Origin of the sequence: Mesorhizobium sp. CA13 (assembly GCF_020165235.1) — a bacterium.
GTDB lineage: Bacteria > Pseudomonadota > Alphaproteobacteria > Rhizobiales > Rhizobiaceae > Mesorhizobium.
Map to the genome: position 1 here is coordinate 133,790 of NZ_JAIUHS010000007.1, position 15,303 is coordinate 149,092.

17 protein-coding genes are annotated in these 15,303 nt (G+C 65.2%); 8 read left to right on the plus strand and 9 right to left on the minus strand.

What is annotated here, in order from left to right:
* Positions 1 to 82: 82 nt before the first annotated feature.
* The 4 genes from LB566_RS17980 to LB566_RS17995 form a co-directional block, all read right to left on the minus strand.
* On the minus strand, positions 83 to 1,252 hold the full coding sequence (locus LB566_RS17980) for a trans-sulfuration enzyme family protein (protein WP_224625358.1): 1,170 nt from the start codon (positions 1,250 to 1,252) through the stop codon (positions 83 to 85).
* Complete coding sequence (locus LB566_RS17985) at positions 1,249 to 2,706, minus strand: pyridoxal-phosphate dependent enzyme (RefSeq protein WP_224625359.1); 1,458 nt, start codon at positions 2,704 to 2,706, stop codon at positions 1,249 to 1,251. The genes LB566_RS17980 and LB566_RS17985 overlap by 4 nt, the downstream gene beginning before the upstream one ends.
* 374 nt (positions 2,707 to 3,080) lie before the next feature.
* Positions 3,081 to 4,421, minus strand: coding sequence for an FAD/NAD(P)-binding protein (locus LB566_RS17990; protein ID WP_140550520.1), 1,341 nt, complete (start codon positions 4,419 to 4,421; stop codon positions 3,081 to 3,083).
* Positions 4,422 to 4,446: 25 nt separating this feature from the next.
* Positions 4,447 to 4,905, minus strand: a complete 459-nt coding sequence (locus LB566_RS17995; RefSeq protein ID WP_140550521.1) for an RrF2 family transcriptional regulator — start codon at positions 4,903 to 4,905, stop codon at positions 4,447 to 4,449.
* A 721-nt stretch (positions 4,906 to 5,626) separates the two neighbouring features.
* On the opposite strand from LB566_RS17995, the gene tauA reads away from it, so the two are divergent.
* The 4 genes from tauA to LB566_RS18015 all read left to right on the plus strand — a co-directional run bounded on the left by tauA (position 5,627) and on the right by LB566_RS18015 (position 8,648).
* Complete coding sequence (gene tauA / locus LB566_RS18000; protein WP_224625360.1) at positions 5,627 to 6,640, plus strand: taurine ABC transporter substrate-binding protein; 1,014 nt, start codon at positions 5,627 to 5,629, stop codon at positions 6,638 to 6,640.
* Between the two features lie 152 nt (positions 6,641 to 6,792).
* Positions 6,793 to 7,566, plus strand: coding sequence for a taurine ABC transporter ATP-binding protein (locus LB566_RS18005; protein ID WP_224625361.1), 774 nt, complete (start codon positions 6,793 to 6,795; stop codon positions 7,564 to 7,566).
* Positions 7,563 to 8,423, plus strand: coding sequence for an ABC transporter permease subunit (locus LB566_RS18010; protein WP_224625362.1), 861 nt, complete (start codon positions 7,563 to 7,565; stop codon positions 8,421 to 8,423). Before LB566_RS18005 ends, LB566_RS18010 begins: the two co-directional genes overlap by 4 nt.
* 18 nt (positions 8,424 to 8,441) lie before the next feature.
* Positions 8,442 to 8,648: a hypothetical protein gene (locus LB566_RS18015; RefSeq protein WP_224625363.1), complete on the plus strand. Its 207-nt coding sequence runs from the start codon at positions 8,442 to 8,444 to the stop codon at positions 8,646 to 8,648.
* Positions 8,649 to 8,655: 7 nt separating this feature from the next.
* Here the strand turns inward: LB566_RS18015 and LB566_RS18020 are convergent, their stop codons facing one another.
* A complete protein-coding gene (locus tag LB566_RS18020) occupies positions 8,656 to 8,916 on the minus strand; it encodes a hypothetical protein (protein WP_411910489.1) in 261 nt (86 codons plus the stop codon).
* A gap of 234 nt (positions 8,917 to 9,150) precedes the next feature.
* Here LB566_RS18020 and LB566_RS18025 point away from each other — a divergent pair, with 234 nt between their 5' ends.
* The 4 genes from LB566_RS18025 (at position 9,151) to LB566_RS18040 (ending at position 12,396) form a co-directional block, all read left to right on the plus strand.
* Positions 9,151 to 9,519, plus strand: a complete 369-nt coding sequence (locus tag LB566_RS18025; protein WP_224625364.1) for a septal ring lytic transglycosylase RlpA family protein — start codon at positions 9,151 to 9,153, stop codon at positions 9,517 to 9,519.
* A 230-nt stretch (positions 9,520 to 9,749) separates the two neighbouring features.
* Complete coding sequence (locus tag LB566_RS18030) at positions 9,750 to 11,027, plus strand: polyhydroxyalkanoate depolymerase (protein WP_224625365.1); 1,278 nt, start codon at positions 9,750 to 9,752, stop codon at positions 11,025 to 11,027.
* 173 nt (positions 11,028 to 11,200) lie between these two features.
* Positions 11,201 to 11,821 carry a transglutaminase-like cysteine peptidase gene (locus LB566_RS18035; RefSeq protein ID WP_140550528.1) on the plus strand — a complete coding sequence of 207 codons (621 nt, stop codon included), beginning with the start codon at positions 11,201 to 11,203 and terminating at the stop codon, positions 11,819 to 11,821.
* 335 nt (positions 11,822 to 12,156) lie between these two features.
* Positions 12,157 to 12,396, plus strand: a complete 240-nt coding sequence (locus LB566_RS18040) for a hypothetical protein (protein ID WP_140524470.1) — start codon at positions 12,157 to 12,159, stop codon at positions 12,394 to 12,396.
* 88 nt (positions 12,397 to 12,484) lie between these two features.
* Here the strand turns inward: LB566_RS18040 and LB566_RS18045 are convergent, their stop codons facing one another.
* The 4 genes from LB566_RS18045 to LB566_RS18060 are packed head-to-tail and all read right to left on the minus strand — an operon-like array spanning position 12,485 to position 15,223.
* On the minus strand, positions 12,485 to 12,853 hold the full coding sequence (locus LB566_RS18045; RefSeq protein ID WP_224625366.1) for a helix-turn-helix domain-containing protein: 369 nt from the start codon (positions 12,851 to 12,853) through the stop codon (positions 12,485 to 12,487).
* 10 nt (positions 12,854 to 12,863) lie between these two features.
* Complete coding sequence (locus LB566_RS18050; protein WP_224625367.1) at positions 12,864 to 13,394, minus strand: Smr/MutS family protein; 531 nt, start codon at positions 13,392 to 13,394, stop codon at positions 12,864 to 12,866.
* The gene (locus LB566_RS18055; RefSeq protein WP_224625368.1) at positions 13,391 to 14,494 is read right to left on the minus strand and encodes a murein transglycosylase A; all 1,104 of its coding nucleotides are present in this window, start codon (positions 14,492 to 14,494) and stop codon (positions 13,391 to 13,393) included. Before LB566_RS18055 ends, LB566_RS18050 begins: the two co-directional genes overlap by 4 nt.
* Positions 14,495 to 14,518: 24 nt before the next feature.
* Positions 14,519 to 15,223 carry a Tim44/TimA family putative adaptor protein gene (locus tag LB566_RS18060; protein WP_224625369.1) on the minus strand — a complete coding sequence of 235 codons (705 nt, stop codon included), beginning with the start codon at positions 15,221 to 15,223 and terminating at the stop codon, positions 14,519 to 14,521.
* Positions 15,224 to 15,303: the final 80 nt, after the last annotated feature.

The following is a 15,303-nucleotide window of genomic DNA, read 5'->3' on the forward strand; positions in this document are numbered from 1 at the left end:
GGGTCAACGGGGTTGTGGCTGGCTTTCTGCGAAGTTGGCGCCGGCTTCGGAGACTGGCTCGTCTCAGCGGGAGTGCCGCCGCTCAGCCCCCCAGCGCCTGCCCCAGATCCGCGATCAGATCGTCGCCATCCTCGATGCCCGCCGACAGCCGCACCAGCGAATCCGATATGCCGATCTCTTCGCGCTTCTGCGCCGGGATCGATCCATGCGTCATCAGCGCCGGATGCTCGATCAGGCTCTCCACGCCGCCCAGGCTTTCGGCCAGCGTGAACAGTTGCGTGCGTTCGAGGAAGCGTTTTGTGCCGGCGAGGTCGCGGTCGAGCACGGCTGATATCATGCCGCCGAACGCATGCATCTGCTGGACGGCAACGGCATGCTGCGGATGGCTGGCGAGGCCGGGATAGATGACCCGGCGCACATCCTTGCGGGCTTCCAGCCACTGAGCGATCTTGAGGCCGTTCGACGAATGGCGCTCCATCCTCAGTGCCAATGTCTTGAGGCCGCGCAGGGCGAGAAAACTGTCGAACGGACTCGAAATGGCGCCGATGGCGTTCTGCAGGAATTTCAGGCGATCGGCCAAATCCTTGTTGTCGCCGACAACAGCCACGCCGCCGACCATGTCGGAATGGCCGTTGAGGTACTTCGTCGTCGAATGCACCACGATGTCGATGCCGAGCTCCAGCGGCCGCTGCAGATAGGGGCTGCAGAAAGTGTTGTCGGCAACCGAGAGGATGCCCTTGCGCCTGGCGAGGGCTGCGACGCCTTCGAGATCGACGATGCGCAGTAGCGGGTTGGTCGGCGTCTCGACCCAGAGCATTTTCGTCTCCGGGCGGATCGCAGCCTCGACGGCGGCAAGGTCGGTAAAGTCGACGAAGGAGATCTCCAGATTGGCGGAGCGCCTGCGCACCCGCTCCATCAGGCGGAAGGAGCCGCCATAGATGTCGTCGGTGGCGACGATGTGGGCGCCGGAATCGAGCAGCTCCAGCACGGTGGCGATCGCCGCCAGCCCGGAGGCGAAGGCGAAAGCAGCCGAGCCGCTTTCGAGATCGGCCACCGCGCGCTCGAAGGCAAAGCGCGTCGGATTCTGGCTGCGGGCGTATTCAAAGCCCTTGTGCACGCCGGGCGACTGCTGGCCATAGGTCGAGGTGGCGTAGATCGGCACCATCACCGCTCCGGTCAGGGGATCGTGGCTCTGGCCGCCATGGATGGTGCGCGTGGAGAAGGCCAGGCGGTTCTTTCCGGATGCGGTCATCGTGCGCGGCGCCTCAGATGGTTGATCAGGTCGATGCGGGTTATCAGGCCGACGAACTCGTCGCCGTCGAAGATGATGGCGACCTCGTTGCGGTCGAATACCGGCAGCAACGCGTCCAGCGTCTGGCTGGCCTGCAAAGTATGCAGATTGGAGGTCATCGCCGAGCGCACCGGCGCGTTGAAGCGCTCCCAGCGGCCCTCATAGGGGCCGTCGACCTTGGCCAGAATGTCGCTTTCGTCGACGATGCCGATCAGCTTGCCGTCGTCGAGCACCGGCAGCTGCGAGACATCGGAGCGGCGCATGCGGCCATAGGCGTTGAGCAGGCTCTCGTCCGGACCGACATAGACGGTGTCGCCGGTGCGGTGCGTGCGCATCACCAGGTCGCGCAGGTCGCCATGCTGCTCGTGCTCGGCCAGCCCCTGTTCGGCCAGCCAGAAATCGTCGAAGACTTTCGACAGATATTTGTTGCCGCTGTCGCAGACGAAGGTGACGACGCGCTTGGGCGAAGTCTGTTCGCGGCAATAGCGCAAGGCGGCCGACAGCAGCGTCCCCGACGACGAGCCGGCCAGGATGCCTTCCCGGGACAGGAGATCGCGCACCGCCAGCATGCTCTGCTTATCCGATATGGAATAGGCCTTCTTGACCAGGGAAAGATCGGCATTGGGCGGCACGAAGTCCTCGCCGATGCCTTCCACCGTCCAGCTGCCGGCCTCCACCATCTTGCCGGTCTTGATCAGCGGCGCCAGCACCGAGCCGACCGGATCGGCCAGCACCATTTCCGTCTTCGGCGATGCCTTGGCGAAGAACCGGCCAAGGCCGGTCAGCGTGCCGCCTGAGCCGACGCCGACCACCACCGCGTCGACATCGCCGTCGAGCTGCGAAAAGATTTCCGGACCGGTGGTGGTTTCATGCGCCTCAGGATTGGCCGGATTGGCGAACTGGTTGGCGTAGAAGGCGCCGGGCAGCTCGGCCGCGATCTTTTCGGCCATGTCCTGGTAATATTCGGGGTGGCCCTTTCCGACATCGGAGCGCGTCATGCGCACTTCCGCACCCAGCGCGCGCAGGTGCTGGATCTTCTCGCGCGACATCTTGTCGGGCACGACCAGGATGATGCGGTAGCCCTTGGGGATACCGACCTGGGCGAGGCCCAGGCCGGTATTGCCGGCCGTCGCCTCGACGATCGTGCCGCCTGGCTTCAGCCTGCCCCCTTTCTCGGCGGCGGCGATCATCGACAAAGCGATACGGTCCTTGATCGAGCCGCCGGGATTCTGGCTTTCGAGCTTGATGAACAGCCGGCATTTGCCGGTGTCGAATTGGGTCAGCTCGACCACGGGGGTCTGGCCGATCAGGTCGAGCACCGATCCGTAAGGTGGCCGCAGGCGCGACATTGCGTTTTCCGAAGCGACGCTTTCCAAAGGGGCGCTATCCGAGGGCGCGATCTTGTGCCTGCTCATATCGATGCTCCATGATCAAGCGGCCGCCTCGTGCAGGGCGGCAGCGTATCCTCTTTTCCAGCCCTTTGCAGTGGGAAAGAAGATAGATCGTGCCAATCGACCGGCTAGATGGAGAATGAAATTCCCGTTCGGCGTTTTCGCTGTGGTGCAGGACTCGGACGTTGGCGGGACAGCGCCCCCCTCTGGCCTGCCGGCCATCTCCCCACGGGTGGGGAGATTGGCTGTCACCACGGCTTTCGCCAATCTCCAACGTTGAAAGAATGGTGCGGTCGGCGAAACTGCCGATCTCCCCCCTTGTGGGGGAGATGGCCGGCAGGCCAGAGGGGGGCGCCGTAGAGCGCCAGGCTCGATAGTCACACGCCTGTTGCCGTGCCTCAGCCCAGCAGCTGCTTGCTCAGCCTGGCACACTGGACGCGAATATCCGGAATGGCGTCGATCTCGAAGAAGGTGCCTCTGGTCAGCGGGCCGACGGCGAGGATCTTCCTGGACACCGTGCCGTCGCCGGCGATGATCTCGCAATTGGCTGTCACGTCGAGGCCGATGCGCAGCGGATCCGGCCGCGCCAGGGAGCGGTCGACCAGCGAGCGCACGACGCTGTTCGACGAGGCCGAGATATCCCTGACGATGCCGGAGCAATCATAGATGCGGGCGACCTCGAACCTCTCCAGCCGCTTGGTGTGGCGCGACTGAACCTGGACCGTGAACTCCTGGCCAGCCGCGATGTCGACGACACGGCCGGCAACGAGGCGGATACGGCCGGACTGCACGGCTTGCGTGACGCGGGAATGGACCTCGGGCGCCATGCGGTGGCGGTGGATATCCCACCAGGCCTTGGTGTGCTCGACGAAACGGCGCTTGGCGGAGGCCGGCCAGTTCTGCCAGATCTTCTGATTGAACGGGCGCAGGCCGTCGACGACGTCGCGCCAGTCGATGCCGGCCTTCTGGTTTTCCCGGATCAGATCGCGGAACCAGCCGACGAAATAGGAAAGCTGGGTACCGAGCGGGATGTCGGCGACGTCAAGCTTGATCGGATTGCCCTTGCGGTGCGGCGAGGGCAGCAGACCGCGCCGCGACACCGCGACGATCTCCGCGCGGTGGCCGCGCTGTTCGAGCGCCAGGAATGCATCGACCATGCTGAGGCCGGTGCCCAGCACCATGACGCTCCGGTCGGGATCGAGCGCGGTGTCGGCCTCCGATCCCATCCGAACTGCATGGCCTTGCCCCATGGCCGGCACCTCGTCATGGCCGGTGGCGAGTACCGCCAGATGGGCGACGACGCTGGTGCCGTTAGCGAGCGCCACTTCGACCCCCGAGGCCGTGGGCGAGATCGACAGGCTTTCCTCATGGATCAGCCGGAGGCGTCCAGTCTCCCTCTCGCGCGCCTCGAGATCGTCCAGCAATTCGCCGAGGTAGCGGGCATAGATGCTGCGCGGCGCGTAGACCGGCGCCTGCGCCGGCGTTGCCAGGTGGCGTTCCAGCAGCCAACGCCAGAAATTGCCGGGATCGTCGGCATAGGCGCTCATGCCGGCGGCGCTGACGTTCAGCACATGCGCGGAGAGCAATGTGGAATAGGCGATGCCCTGGCCGAAATGCGGGCGCTTCTCTATCAGCGTGACGCGAAGGTCGGGATTGGGCTGTCTCAGCAGATGCGCGGCGAGCACGACGCCGCTGGCGCCGCCGCCGACAATGATGATCGAGCTGCCGCGGCCGCTCATGCCGGCCCCGTGCGAAGCGCCGGCGTCAGGCCTTCACCGCAACCGGCAGATCGTCGGTCGCAAGGTCGTCGAGGCCGATGTCGCGCATCTCGGCGAGGCTGCGCTGGTCGAGCACCTCGGCGATCGCCTGCCGGACTTCCAGCATCAGATGTCGGACCTGGCATGTCGCCTCGTTACAGTCTTCGCAACGCTGATACTGGGTGCGGCTGGCGCAAGGGATCGGCGCCAGCGGGCCGTCGAGCACGCGCACGACATGGCCGACCCTGATTTCCTCCGCCGGCCGCGCCAGGCGATAGCCGCCATCCTTGCCTTTGCGGCTCTGCACGAAACCGGCATTGCGCAGTTCGCCCAGAATGGCGTCGAGAAACTTCTTCGGGATGTTGTTGCCGGTCGCGATGTCGTTGACGAAGGCAAGTTGCCCGGCCGGCATCCGCGCCAGGTGGACGAGCGCCTTGAGCCCGTACTTGCCTTTCTTGGTGAGCATGATCCGAACGTTTCTCTGTCATGCGATGGCTCGAGGCCATCCGTTGCGAAACGCCTGGCGTGCCTCCCGCCGCGCTCAAGCACCCATGACACATAAATTCTAGTGACATGATATACAAGCCAATCGCGATTGATCTTGCTTGGTTTTCAAGCCGCTGCGGTCATTTTGGACCCGCCTTGTGACTCCGGGGACACAAAACGTGGCGCGACGGCCTGAGACTGGTGCCACAGGTGATCGCCGCGATACGGATGGGTATGACCTCTCATCGCCGCCTCCAAGTCTCTATGTCCATAAGCTTACTATACTTAAATCCGAATAGGCGGAACATGTTTTTAATTTCCTGGTCATTTGAGGCATGATTTTCTCGATATCATGCCAGAAATGCGAACCGTTGTTCGCGGATGAGTGTGCCGGCGCTTGCCCCCAGTGTCGTCGGATTTTCCGGATCTCGTCAAGGCCGACAAGGACCGTAGCGACGCGGCGCAGATCCGAGGATGACGAGGCCTGGCGGTTTTGCCGAGCACCATCCTGTTCATGCGGCGAATTGGCATCGAAGGCGATGAAGGCGGTTGCGGCCGCCAAATCCGTCCGGGCACCCCGTCACCGACGATTTTTTTCCAACAAATCCGCCGCAACTGGAAGAATTTAACTCTACAATAATGATAGAATTAGCGGACTATCATGAAGCAATCCGGTTTTCCCCTGTTTCATGGAGCCCTTGATGTCCACCACCATTTCGCGACGCATCCTTCTCCTGTCGGCGGCGCTTGCCGGCGCCGCCTTCCTGGGCCCGGCTTTTGCCGACGATCTCAAGATCACCATCGGCTACCAGACGGTGGTCGAACCCTCCAAGGTGCCGCAGGCCGATGGTGCCTATGAAAAGGCTACCAAGGCCGCCATTGACTGGCGGAAATTCGATTCCGGCGCCGATGTCATCGCCGCGGTCGCATCCGGCTCGGTCGACATCGGCTATGTCGGTTCGAGCCCGTTGGCGGCGGCGGCGAGCCGCGAGTTGCCGGTCCAGACGATCTTCGTCGTCGGCCTGATCGGGCCATCCGAAGCCCTGGTCGCACGCAACGGCGCCGGCATCGAGAAGGTCGCCGACCTCGCCGGCAAGAAGGTGGCCGTGCCCTTCGTCTCGACCACGCATTACAGCCTGCTTGCCGCGCTCAAGCATGAGAGTGTCGACCCGAAGTCGGTCGAAATCCTCAATCTCAGGCCGCCGGAAATCGCCGCCGCCTTCGCACGCGGCGACATCGATGCGGCCTATGTCTGGGATCCGGCGCTCGGCCAGGTCAAGACATCAGGCAAGGTGGTGCTGGATTCCTCTGAGGTCGCCGCCTGGGGCGCGCCGACCTTCGACGCCTGGATCGTGCGCACCGACTTTGCCGAAAAGAACCCGGAAGCGGTGCGCGACTTCGTCAAGATGACGGGTGCAGCCTATGCCGAGTACCTGGCCGAGCCCGATGCCTGGTCGGCAGCGTCGCCGCAGGCGGCTGAGATCGCCAAGCTGACCGGCGCCAAGGTCGAGGAAGTGCCTGAACTGCTCAAGGGCTATGTCTTCCCGACACTCGAAGAACAGGCCTCCGACAAGTTCCTCGGCGGCGGCACGGTCAAGGCGATCGCGGCGGCATCCGCGTTCCTCAAGGAGCAGGGCAAGGTCGACGCCGTGCTGCCGGACTATTCGAAATATGTGACATCGAAATACGTCACCGAGGCGCTGGCCTCGAACTGATCCGACTGTTGGAGCGCCCCATGCCATGACAGGCAGGTGGCGCCCGATGAGACGCGCACGTCTTTCTTGACGCCGCGTGTCGTCTGTCCCGGAGCCGCTGACGAGGCGCGGCTTCGGGCAGGTGGACTTCAACGAACTCCCTGCGAGGGCTCATGTCGCATCTCGTGCTCGACAGAATCTCGGTCCACTATGACGGTCAGCCCGCACCGGCCGTCGAGCGGGTGTCGATCGATATCGCCAAGAATGATTTCGTCATCCTTGTCGGCCGTTCCGGCTGCGGCAAGACCTCGCTGCTCAATGTCGCCGCCGGCTTTGTCACGCCGGCACGCGGCACGGCCACGATCAACGGCCGGCCGATCGCAGCACCCGGTTCGGACCGGGCGGTGGTGTTCCAGAACGACGCGCTGTTTCCTTGGCTGACCGCGCGCGAGAACGTCGCCTTCGCGCTCAGGCTACGCGGTGTCGGGCCATCCGAGCGGGCACGCCGCGCCGACGAATTGCTCGGCCTGGTCAAGCTCACCGATGCCGGCGACAAGCGCATCTGGGAGCTGTCCGGCGGCATGCGCCAGCGCGTCGGCCTTGCCCGGGCGCTGGCTGCCGAGCCGCAATTCCTGCTGCTCGACGAGCCGCTCGGCGCGCTCGACGCGCTGACGCGCGAGCGTATGCAGACGACGCTGCTCGACCTGTGGACGGCAAGCAAGGTCGGCGTGCTGATGGTCACGCACGGCACTGACGAGGCGCTGGTGCTCGCCACCCGCATCGTCGTCCTGGCGCCCGGCCCGGGCCGGGTGGTGCGGACCTTGGAGCCGGGCTTCTCCAGGCGCTACGCATCGGGCGAGGCCATCCGCGCCATCAAGGCCGATCCTGGCTTCGCCGCGGCGCGCGGCGAACTGACCGACGCCATCTTCGAGGGAGAGGCGGCATGACCGTTTCATCCTACACCGAACGCTCCAGTTCCAGGATCGAAGAGGCCGACGGCCTGTCGGTGCCGTGGTCGCGCCCGATCCCGAAGCGCAAGGGCGTTTCGGCGCGCATGGTCAGCGCGGCCACCATTCTTCTGGTGCTGGCGCTTTGGACGCTGTCGGCCCGCCTGCAGCTGGTGTCGCCGGTGTTCCTGCCCTCGCCTTTAGCGGTGTGGAACAAATTCGTCGTCGTCGCCCGCGACGGCTTTGTCGACGCAACGCTCGTCCAGCATATCGCCGCCAGCCTGGGGCGGGTGTTCGCGGCGCTCATCGCGGCGCTCCTCGTCGGTGTGCCGGTTGGCCTCGCCATCGGCATCAGCACCATAGGGCGCGGCATTTTCGATCCGCTGCTGGAATTCCTGCGGCCGATCCCGCCGCTCGCCTATCTGCCGCTGGTTATCATCTGGTTCGGCATCGGCGAGCCATCGAAGGTCCTGGTGATAGCCATCGCCATGCTGGCGCCGGTGGCCTTGTCGACCGCGTCCGGCGTCCGCGGCGTCTCGCAGGAGCGCGTCAACGCCGCGCGTTCGCTTGGCGCGACGAGGCGCCAGGTGGTCCGCCACGTGATCCTGCCCAGCGCGCTGCCGTCGATCCTGACCGGACTGCGCATCGCGCTCGGCGCCGGGTGGTCGACGCTGGTCGCCGCCGAACTGGTGGCGGCGACGCGCGGGCTTGGCTTCATGATCCAGTCGGCGGCGCAGTTCCTGGTCACCGACGTGGTGGTCATGGGCATTTTGGTGATCGCGGCCATCGCCTTCGTGCTCGAATTCGCCATCCGCAGGACCGAGCGCGCGCTTGTGCCGTGGGCGGGACGCGAATGATCGGAAACGGAGATGACGATGACCCATTCCACCGCCATGCTGTTCGCCCATTTCGGCACCTGGCTGCTGGGCCTGACATCCGATGACAAGGCGATAGAGGAGGACAACACGACAAGGGAGGACGGTCCGCGCTCGCCGGCGCCCGTCCAACTCCCGGCCGGGCGTGACCACCTGCCGCCGCGAGATGAGAGCTTCTACTGGGCCTGGCAGTACTGGTCGCAGTGAGAGCGGCTCAACCGCGCGAAGGGTTCGCCCACACCAGCCCGGTGAGACCAACCAGCATGACGACGATGCCGATGGTGAGCCATTGCGACTGGCCGGTCATGAAGCTGCCGCCGATCACGCCGATGCCTTGCAGCGACCACAGCGCGCCGACGGCCACCACGATCAACGCCAGCAAATTTTTGGTCAGTCTCGTTGCCGGATTCTCCTTCCGAAGTTGATCGGTTGCATCGCCGCCGTCGCGATGAAAGAGGCAAAGGAATCGGGTCAAGGGCAGCATCTTCTACTTGGATGTTGCCGCTCGATCTTGTCAAACAAGACATGGCTGTCGACTGGAACATCATCGTGACTTGATCGCGGATCAGCGGAAAATCACTGACAGACTGTTACCGGGCGACTCTAAACGTGTGCCGATGCCACGGAACTGCCAGATGATTGCCGCATTTCGTGCCTTATTGTCTCCGTAACGGCTGGGGTCTGTCAAAAACGGAGCCTTCCCCCAGATATGAATAACAACAACCGGACCGCGCTTGCCGCGGTGACGATCGCTGCTGGCCTGATGGTCGGCGCCTCCGCCACTCCAGCCGCCTCCGCCGCCGGCCAATGCGGCCGCGCTTCCTGGTACGCCCTTCACTCCAGGACCGCGTCGGGTGAACGGATGAACCCTTCGGCCTTGACCGCCGCCCACCGCACGCTGCCTTTCGGCACCAAGCTGCGGGTCACCAACCAGCACAATGGCCGCAGCGTCGTGGTGCGCATCAACGATCGCGGCCCGTTCATCAGGGGACGCGTGCTCGACCTGTCGAAGGGTGCCGCCGGCCAGCTCGGCTTCATCGGTTCCGGCCACACCGCGGTCTGCATGGCGCGCGTCTGACCACGTTGCCCGGCCTGGCGGCCGGGCCGTCGTGCCGCCTTCGCACCTGCACAATGAGCCGGCTTGTACCGTCCAAGGCTGATTTCCAAAGCTTTGGACCAAGAATGCGTATAGATCACGCCACGTGACGTATTGCATCGCAGCAATTAGTTGTTAACTTCCCCGCGAGACAGTTAGGGCCAGGCGCTGCTCGCCGCCCCTTCGGTCGCAGGCCGCAGCGGGGTAAACGGATGTTCTACCAGCTCTATGAAATGAACCACGCCGCCCTGCAGCCGGCCCGTCTCTATGCCGATGCGGTGCGGCTGTTCTATTCCAACCCGCTCAATCCGTTGTCGCACACGTCCTGGGGCCGCTCGATCGCGGCGGGCGCCGAGTTGTTCGAGCGCACCACGCGCCGCTACGGCAAGCCGCAATTCGGCCTCGACAAGACGGTGGTCGACTGGAAGAGCGTGGCAGTGACGGAGAAGACCGTCTGGTCGCGGCCGTTCTGCAACCTGGTGCGTTTCGAGCGCGCCGTGCCCGCCGGGCGGCGGCGCGATCCGAAGCTTCTGATCGTGGCGCCGATGTCGGGCCACTATGCGACGCTGCTGCGCGGCACGGTCGAAGCCATGCTGCCCCATGCCGACGTGCACATCACCGACTGGATCGACGCCCGCATGGTGCCGACGGCCGACGGCCAATTCGATCTCGACGACTATATCGACTATGTCGTCGACATGTTGCATGTGCTGGGCCCCGACACGCATGTGATGGCTGTTTGCCAGCCTTCCGTGCCGGTGCTGGCGGCCGTGGCGCTGATGGAAACGCGCGGCGACCCCTTCGTTCCCGCGACGATGACCCTGATGGGCGGGCCGATCGACACGCGCCGCAACCCGACCGCGGTCAACCTTCTGGCCGAGGAGAAGGGCATAGACTGGTTCCGCGACAATGTCGTGATGCGCGCGCCCTGGCCGGTGCCGGGCTTCGGCCGCGAAGTCTATCCAGGCTTCCTGCAGCTTTCGGGCTTCATGAGCATGAACCTCGACCGCCACATCATCGCCCACAAGGACTTCTTCATGCACCTTGTGAAGCATGACGGCGACAGCGCCGAGAAGCACCGCGACTTCTACGACGAGTATCTGGCGGTGATGGACTTGACGGCGGAGTTCTACCTGCAGACGGTCGACACGGTGTTTGTCCGGCATGCCTTGCCCAAGGGCGAGATGACGCATCGCGGCACGCCGATCGATCCCTCGGCCATCCGCAATGTCGCGCTATTCACGGTGGAGGGCGAGAACGACGACATTTCCGGCCTCGGCCAGACGCGGGCGGCGCACGATCTGTGCGTCAACATTCCCGCCGACAGGAAGGCGCACTACATGCAGCCCGCGGTCGGGCATTACGGCGTCTTCAACGGCTCGCGCTTCCGCTCCGAGATCGTGCCGCGCATCGTCGACTTCATCACCAGCTATGGCCGCCAGAACCGGGTCGCCGTGAAACCGAAGCTGGTCCGCACCGCCAAAAGATAGGCAGCCGGCATTGCCGGCCCGATCGCGCCGGACAGGCCGGGCAGGCCTGTCGCACGGGCGCCGCTGCCATGCGTCTCGCGGGTAACCATGTCGCAAATCACCCAATCGTGGTAATTGACACGGACTGTAGATCGCCCTTAACCTTTCATTAATAACAAGGGCGAGCGGGGACAATGAATTCCTCACCAATGGCGCGAACGCTTCGTGCGTGCGCAGTAGCCGGACTGGCGACAATGATGGGAGGCTGGGTGGCGCCGGCCCTGGCGGCTGGAGCGATGACGACCGGCGGCGTCGCGTCGCAACCCATCGGCCATTATGATTTCTGCAGGCTCAATGCCCGCGAATGCGCGATCCGTCCCGGCAATCTTGCGCCGGCGGCGATGACGGACAGGTTGTGGCGCAAGCTGGCCAAGGTCACCGCCAGGGTGAATGCCGCCGTCAAGCCGATGAGCGACATGGACATCTACGGCAAGGACGAGGTCTGGGCCTATCCCGCCAAGGGCGTCGGCGACTGCGAGGACTACGTGCTGGAAAAGCGGCGCCTGCTGTCCCGCATGGGCATATCGCTTGCCGATCTTCTCATCACCGTGGTGCGCAAACCCGACGGCGAAGGACACTCGGTGCTGACGGTTCGCACCGACAAGGGCGACTATGTGCTCGACAATCTGACCGACAAGGTCAAGGCCTGGGATGAGACCGGCTACCGCTTCCTCAAGCGCCAGGCGATCGACAACACCGGCCGCTGGGTCTCGATCCGCGGCGGCCAGCAGGTGTTGGTGGGGTCCGTGCAGTAGGACTGCGGCGGGCGGCGCGGCCAACCGCCGGATGTCGGCTCCGCCCCTCATTCCCCTGCAGGACATTTCTCCCCGTATCGTGACGAGGAGAAAGACGCTGTCATCGATGACTTCGCCAATTGCCGACGTCGCAAGAAGTACGCTGCGGGCGCGGCTGTCTCCCTTCTCCCCGTCACGATACGGGGAGAGGTGCCGGCAGGCGGATGAGGAGCGGCGCCGACGTTGCAGTGACGCGCCTCGCTCACTCCCCAAAAAATTCCCACACCCTCCGTGAACCATTTCGGCCCGGCCGGCGACACACAGCCGTGAACCGAAACCAACCATGGAGACTTCAAATGACTGCTTTCCTGCGCAACACCCTTCTTGCCGCTGTCGCGGTGTCGGGCATGGCCGGATCCGCTCTGGCCGATCAGACCATTCCAAGCTGCGCCAACACCAATCTTAACGACCTGTGGAGCGGCCGCTGTTGCGGCGCTGCCGGCGCATCGGACTGCCTGGGCGGCGGCAATGGTGGCCGCGGCCATGGTGATCACGGCCGCGGCGGCAATGGCGGCAGCACGGCCGGCAAGAACTGATCTCGTCACGGCTGCCCGCCGGCTGCTGCTGGCGGGCACCGTTTCGCGATCGGGAGCTCAGCCGCCGCGTGAGCCGGGCAACCCCGACCTACCGTCGCCGCCCCAGCGCCGCCCGGATCGAGGCGGTGATGCGGCGCAGTTCCTCCTCCTCGAGCTTTTCGATGTTCTCGGCCAGGAGGTTGGCAAGCTCGGTCGCGGCCGGGCTCAGGCCGGACGTGTCGAGCCTGACGCGCGGATGCGAGGCTTCGGCCAGTCGCGCCAGCTCCTCGGCGTCGTCCCAGATGATGTTGAAATAGCCGATGATCTTCTGGATCAACGTCCAGGTCGGCGCGCCGCGCCTTCCATGCTCGAGCGCGGACAGATAGGCGGCGCTGACGCCGATGGCGGCGGCCATGTCCTTCTGGGTGACGCCGCGCTCGGCCCTCAGCGCCCGCAGCCTCTCGCCGAACGGGGTCACGACCCCACCCTCACGACCGGACCCGCCGCAGCCTGACATAGAGCGCGCCCGAGCCGCCATGGTTGCGCGCGGCATAGTCGTGGCTGGAGACCAGCGGCCGGAACGCCGGCGTCGACAGCCAGGCCGGCACCGCGCGGCGCAGTACGCCGTCGCCGCCCGACGACGAGCCCTTGCCGGTGATGACCAGGACGTAACGGATGCCGCCGGCATGGGCGCGGTGCAGGAAGGAGAACAGCAGCGAATAGGCTTCGTCCTGCGTCATGCCGTGCAGGTCGACCCGGCCTTCGATGGGCAGCCGGCCTTTCGACAGTTTGTCCAGCGTCGGCTCGTCGAGCGCATGGGAGACATGCTGGGCCTTCGGCTTCGCCGCGCTGGCCGGACCGGCAACGGGCCGGGCCTGTTGCGTCGGCGCCGGCTTCGCCTCGAGGTCGAAATCCGGGACGGGCACGGCGGCCTTGCCCTTCAGCGGCTTGGCCGTGCGCGCCACCAGGTTCCACAGCACCCGGTCGTCCTCGCTCAGCCTGTCGGTGCGGCGGGTCATGGCTTCAACCCCGAGACGAGCGGGCGCGGCACCAGCGCGTAGAAATCGGCCGGATTGCGCACCACGCCGGCGATCTCGCCGGCGGCATCGCCGGACCCGGCGAAGAGATCTCCGCGCGCCGGCCCGGTGATGGCGGAGCCGGTGTCCTGCGCGATCAGCAGGCGGCGGAATGGTTTTGCCTCGAAAGCCGTCAGCGATGGCGCATCGATGTAGAAGGGCGTGCCGAATGTGTGCAGCAGCCGGTCGACGGCGATCGAGCGGCCGGGCGTCAGCGGCACCTTGGCGGCGGCGATCGGCCCGAGCGCCGCGTCCTCCACATCAGCCTCGCGGAAAAAGATATAGGAGCGGTTCTGCCACAGGACCTCGTCGACGCGGTCGGGATGCGCCCTGAACCAGGCGCGGATCGACTGCATCGTCACCTCTTCCAGCGGGATCTCGCCCAACTCGCTCAACACCTTGCCGGGCCCGGTGAAGCGCTGGCCGGACTTGGCCGCATAGGTGACGCGGCACAGCCGGCCATCGGTCATGAGAAGCCGCGCCGCGCCCTGCACATGGATGAAGAAGGCGTCGACCTTGTCGGCCAGCCAGGCGATTTCCAGGCCCTTGCCGGCGAGCGCGCCGCGTTCGATCGCGCCACGGTCGAAATATTCGGCCGGCCCGTCGGGCGTCCGGCGCGCGAAAGCGAGATAGGGGTCCATTCCGTCGGGCCGGTTGGCGTCGTCGATGTCGACGAGATCGGCGGGACGCGACAGCAGCGGCACGGCAAAACGCTCCGTGCGCACCGGCGAGGCCTCGACCTGCGGCTCATAGAATCCGGTGACGAGGCCGGCGCCGGTCTCTGGACGCACCAGCATGGGGACGAAATGACGCTCGAAGAAGCTCCGCGCCTCCGACCGGCTGGCAGCAGGGGCCGCGCGCGCCTCGGCATAGGCACCGGCAAAGGCGTCAAAGTCGACGCCGAGCGCGCCGCTGCGATAGGGCTTGGCCAGGACATGGAAGGCAGAGCGGCGAAAGGCTTCGAAAGCTGCCAGATGGTCGTCGTCATCCCAGCCGGGCAGATCGCCGAAGGATCTTTCGCTGAATGCCTGATGGAAGGACACGACAGGTCCGCCGCGGTCGGGGATTCAGTCTTCTTCTTCGGTGGCGACGAGCTTCCAATTCGGATCCCGCGAACGCGTGTCGCGGGCGAAGGTCCAGACATCCTTGACCTCGGCGACGGTTTCGGGGTCGCCGTCGATGACCGTACCGGCCTTGTCGCGCGTCGCCGAAATCAGCTCGCTGATGATGCGCAGCGTGACATGCGCCTCGCCGCCCTTCATCTCGGCCGAGACGATATCGGCCTTGTCGATGCCGACGAAGGAAGACTGGATCTTTTCCGACCGCGCCTCGCGCTCGCCGATGGCGGCGACGAAACCGTCATAGACATCGCGCGACAGAAGGTTCTTCAGCGTTTTGCGATCGCCGTCGGCATAGGCCATGACGATCATCTCGTAAGCCATCTTGGCGCCGTCGACGAAACCCTTCGGGTCGAACGACGGATCGTTGTCCTTGATCGTGCGCAGGCCCTTGTTGAGGTCGGTGCCGGGCTTGGCGAAGGCGTCGATGGCCGCATAGACCTCGCCGGCCGGCTCGCCGGGCTGGCGCTTGCGCGGCAGCGACACGACATTCTCGGGTTTCTGCGCATCCTTGTCGCCGGTGCGGGCGGCGGTATAGGGGTCGAAAGGCGGCCGTTCGCTGCCGGTACGACGGCCCAGCACATTGCGCAGCTGGAAAAAGATCACAACTGCCGCAATCAGAAAGAAAATCGTGCCGAAGTCGAAGAAACCCATATCTTCCGCCAATCAATCCTGCCCTCGGCCGGACCGCCCGGCCAACAGGGCAGCGGTCGCATAGCGTTCAACATGCAAAC

Excerpts from the sequence above, each read along its gene's own strand:
- LB566_RS17980 (WP_224625358.1), bottom strand. The coding sequence starts at position 1,252 with ATGACCGCATCCGGAAAGAACCGCCTGGCCTTCTCCACGCGCACCATC.
- LB566_RS17985 (WP_224625359.1), bottom strand. The coding sequence starts at position 2,706 with ATGAGCAGGCACAAGATCGCGCCCTCGGATAGCGCCCCTTTGGAAAGC.
- LB566_RS17990 (WP_140550520.1), bottom strand. The coding sequence starts at position 4,421 with ATGAGCGGCCGCGGCAGCTCGATCATCATTGTCGGCGGCGGCGCCAGC.
- LB566_RS17995 (WP_140550521.1), bottom strand. The coding sequence starts at position 4,905 with ATGCTCACCAAGAAAGGCAAGTACGGGCTCAAGGCGCTCGTCCACCTG.
- tauA (WP_224625360.1), top strand. The coding sequence starts at position 5,627 with ATGTCCACCACCATTTCGCGACGCATCCTTCTCCTGTCGGCGGCGCTT.
- LB566_RS18005 (WP_224625361.1), top strand. The coding sequence starts at position 6,793 with ATGTCGCATCTCGTGCTCGACAGAATCTCGGTCCACTATGACGGTCAG.
- LB566_RS18010 (WP_224625362.1), top strand. The coding sequence starts at position 7,563 with ATGACCGTTTCATCCTACACCGAACGCTCCAGTTCCAGGATCGAAGAG.
- LB566_RS18015 (WP_224625363.1), top strand. The coding sequence starts at position 8,442 with ATGACCCATTCCACCGCCATGCTGTTCGCCCATTTCGGCACCTGGCTG.
- LB566_RS18025 (WP_224625364.1), top strand. The coding sequence starts at position 9,151 with ATGAATAACAACAACCGGACCGCGCTTGCCGCGGTGACGATCGCTGCT.
- LB566_RS18030 (WP_224625365.1), top strand. The coding sequence starts at position 9,750 with ATGTTCTACCAGCTCTATGAAATGAACCACGCCGCCCTGCAGCCGGCC.
- LB566_RS18035 (WP_140550528.1), top strand. The coding sequence starts at position 11,201 with ATGAATTCCTCACCAATGGCGCGAACGCTTCGTGCGTGCGCAGTAGCC.
- LB566_RS18040 (WP_140524470.1), top strand. The coding sequence starts at position 12,157 with ATGACTGCTTTCCTGCGCAACACCCTTCTTGCCGCTGTCGCGGTGTCG.
- LB566_RS18050 (WP_224625367.1), bottom strand. The coding sequence starts at position 13,394 with ATGACCCGCCGCACCGACAGGCTGAGCGAGGACGACCGGGTGCTGTGG.
- LB566_RS18060 (WP_224625369.1), bottom strand. The coding sequence starts at position 15,223 with ATGGGTTTCTTCGACTTCGGCACGATTTTCTTTCTGATTGCGGCAGTT.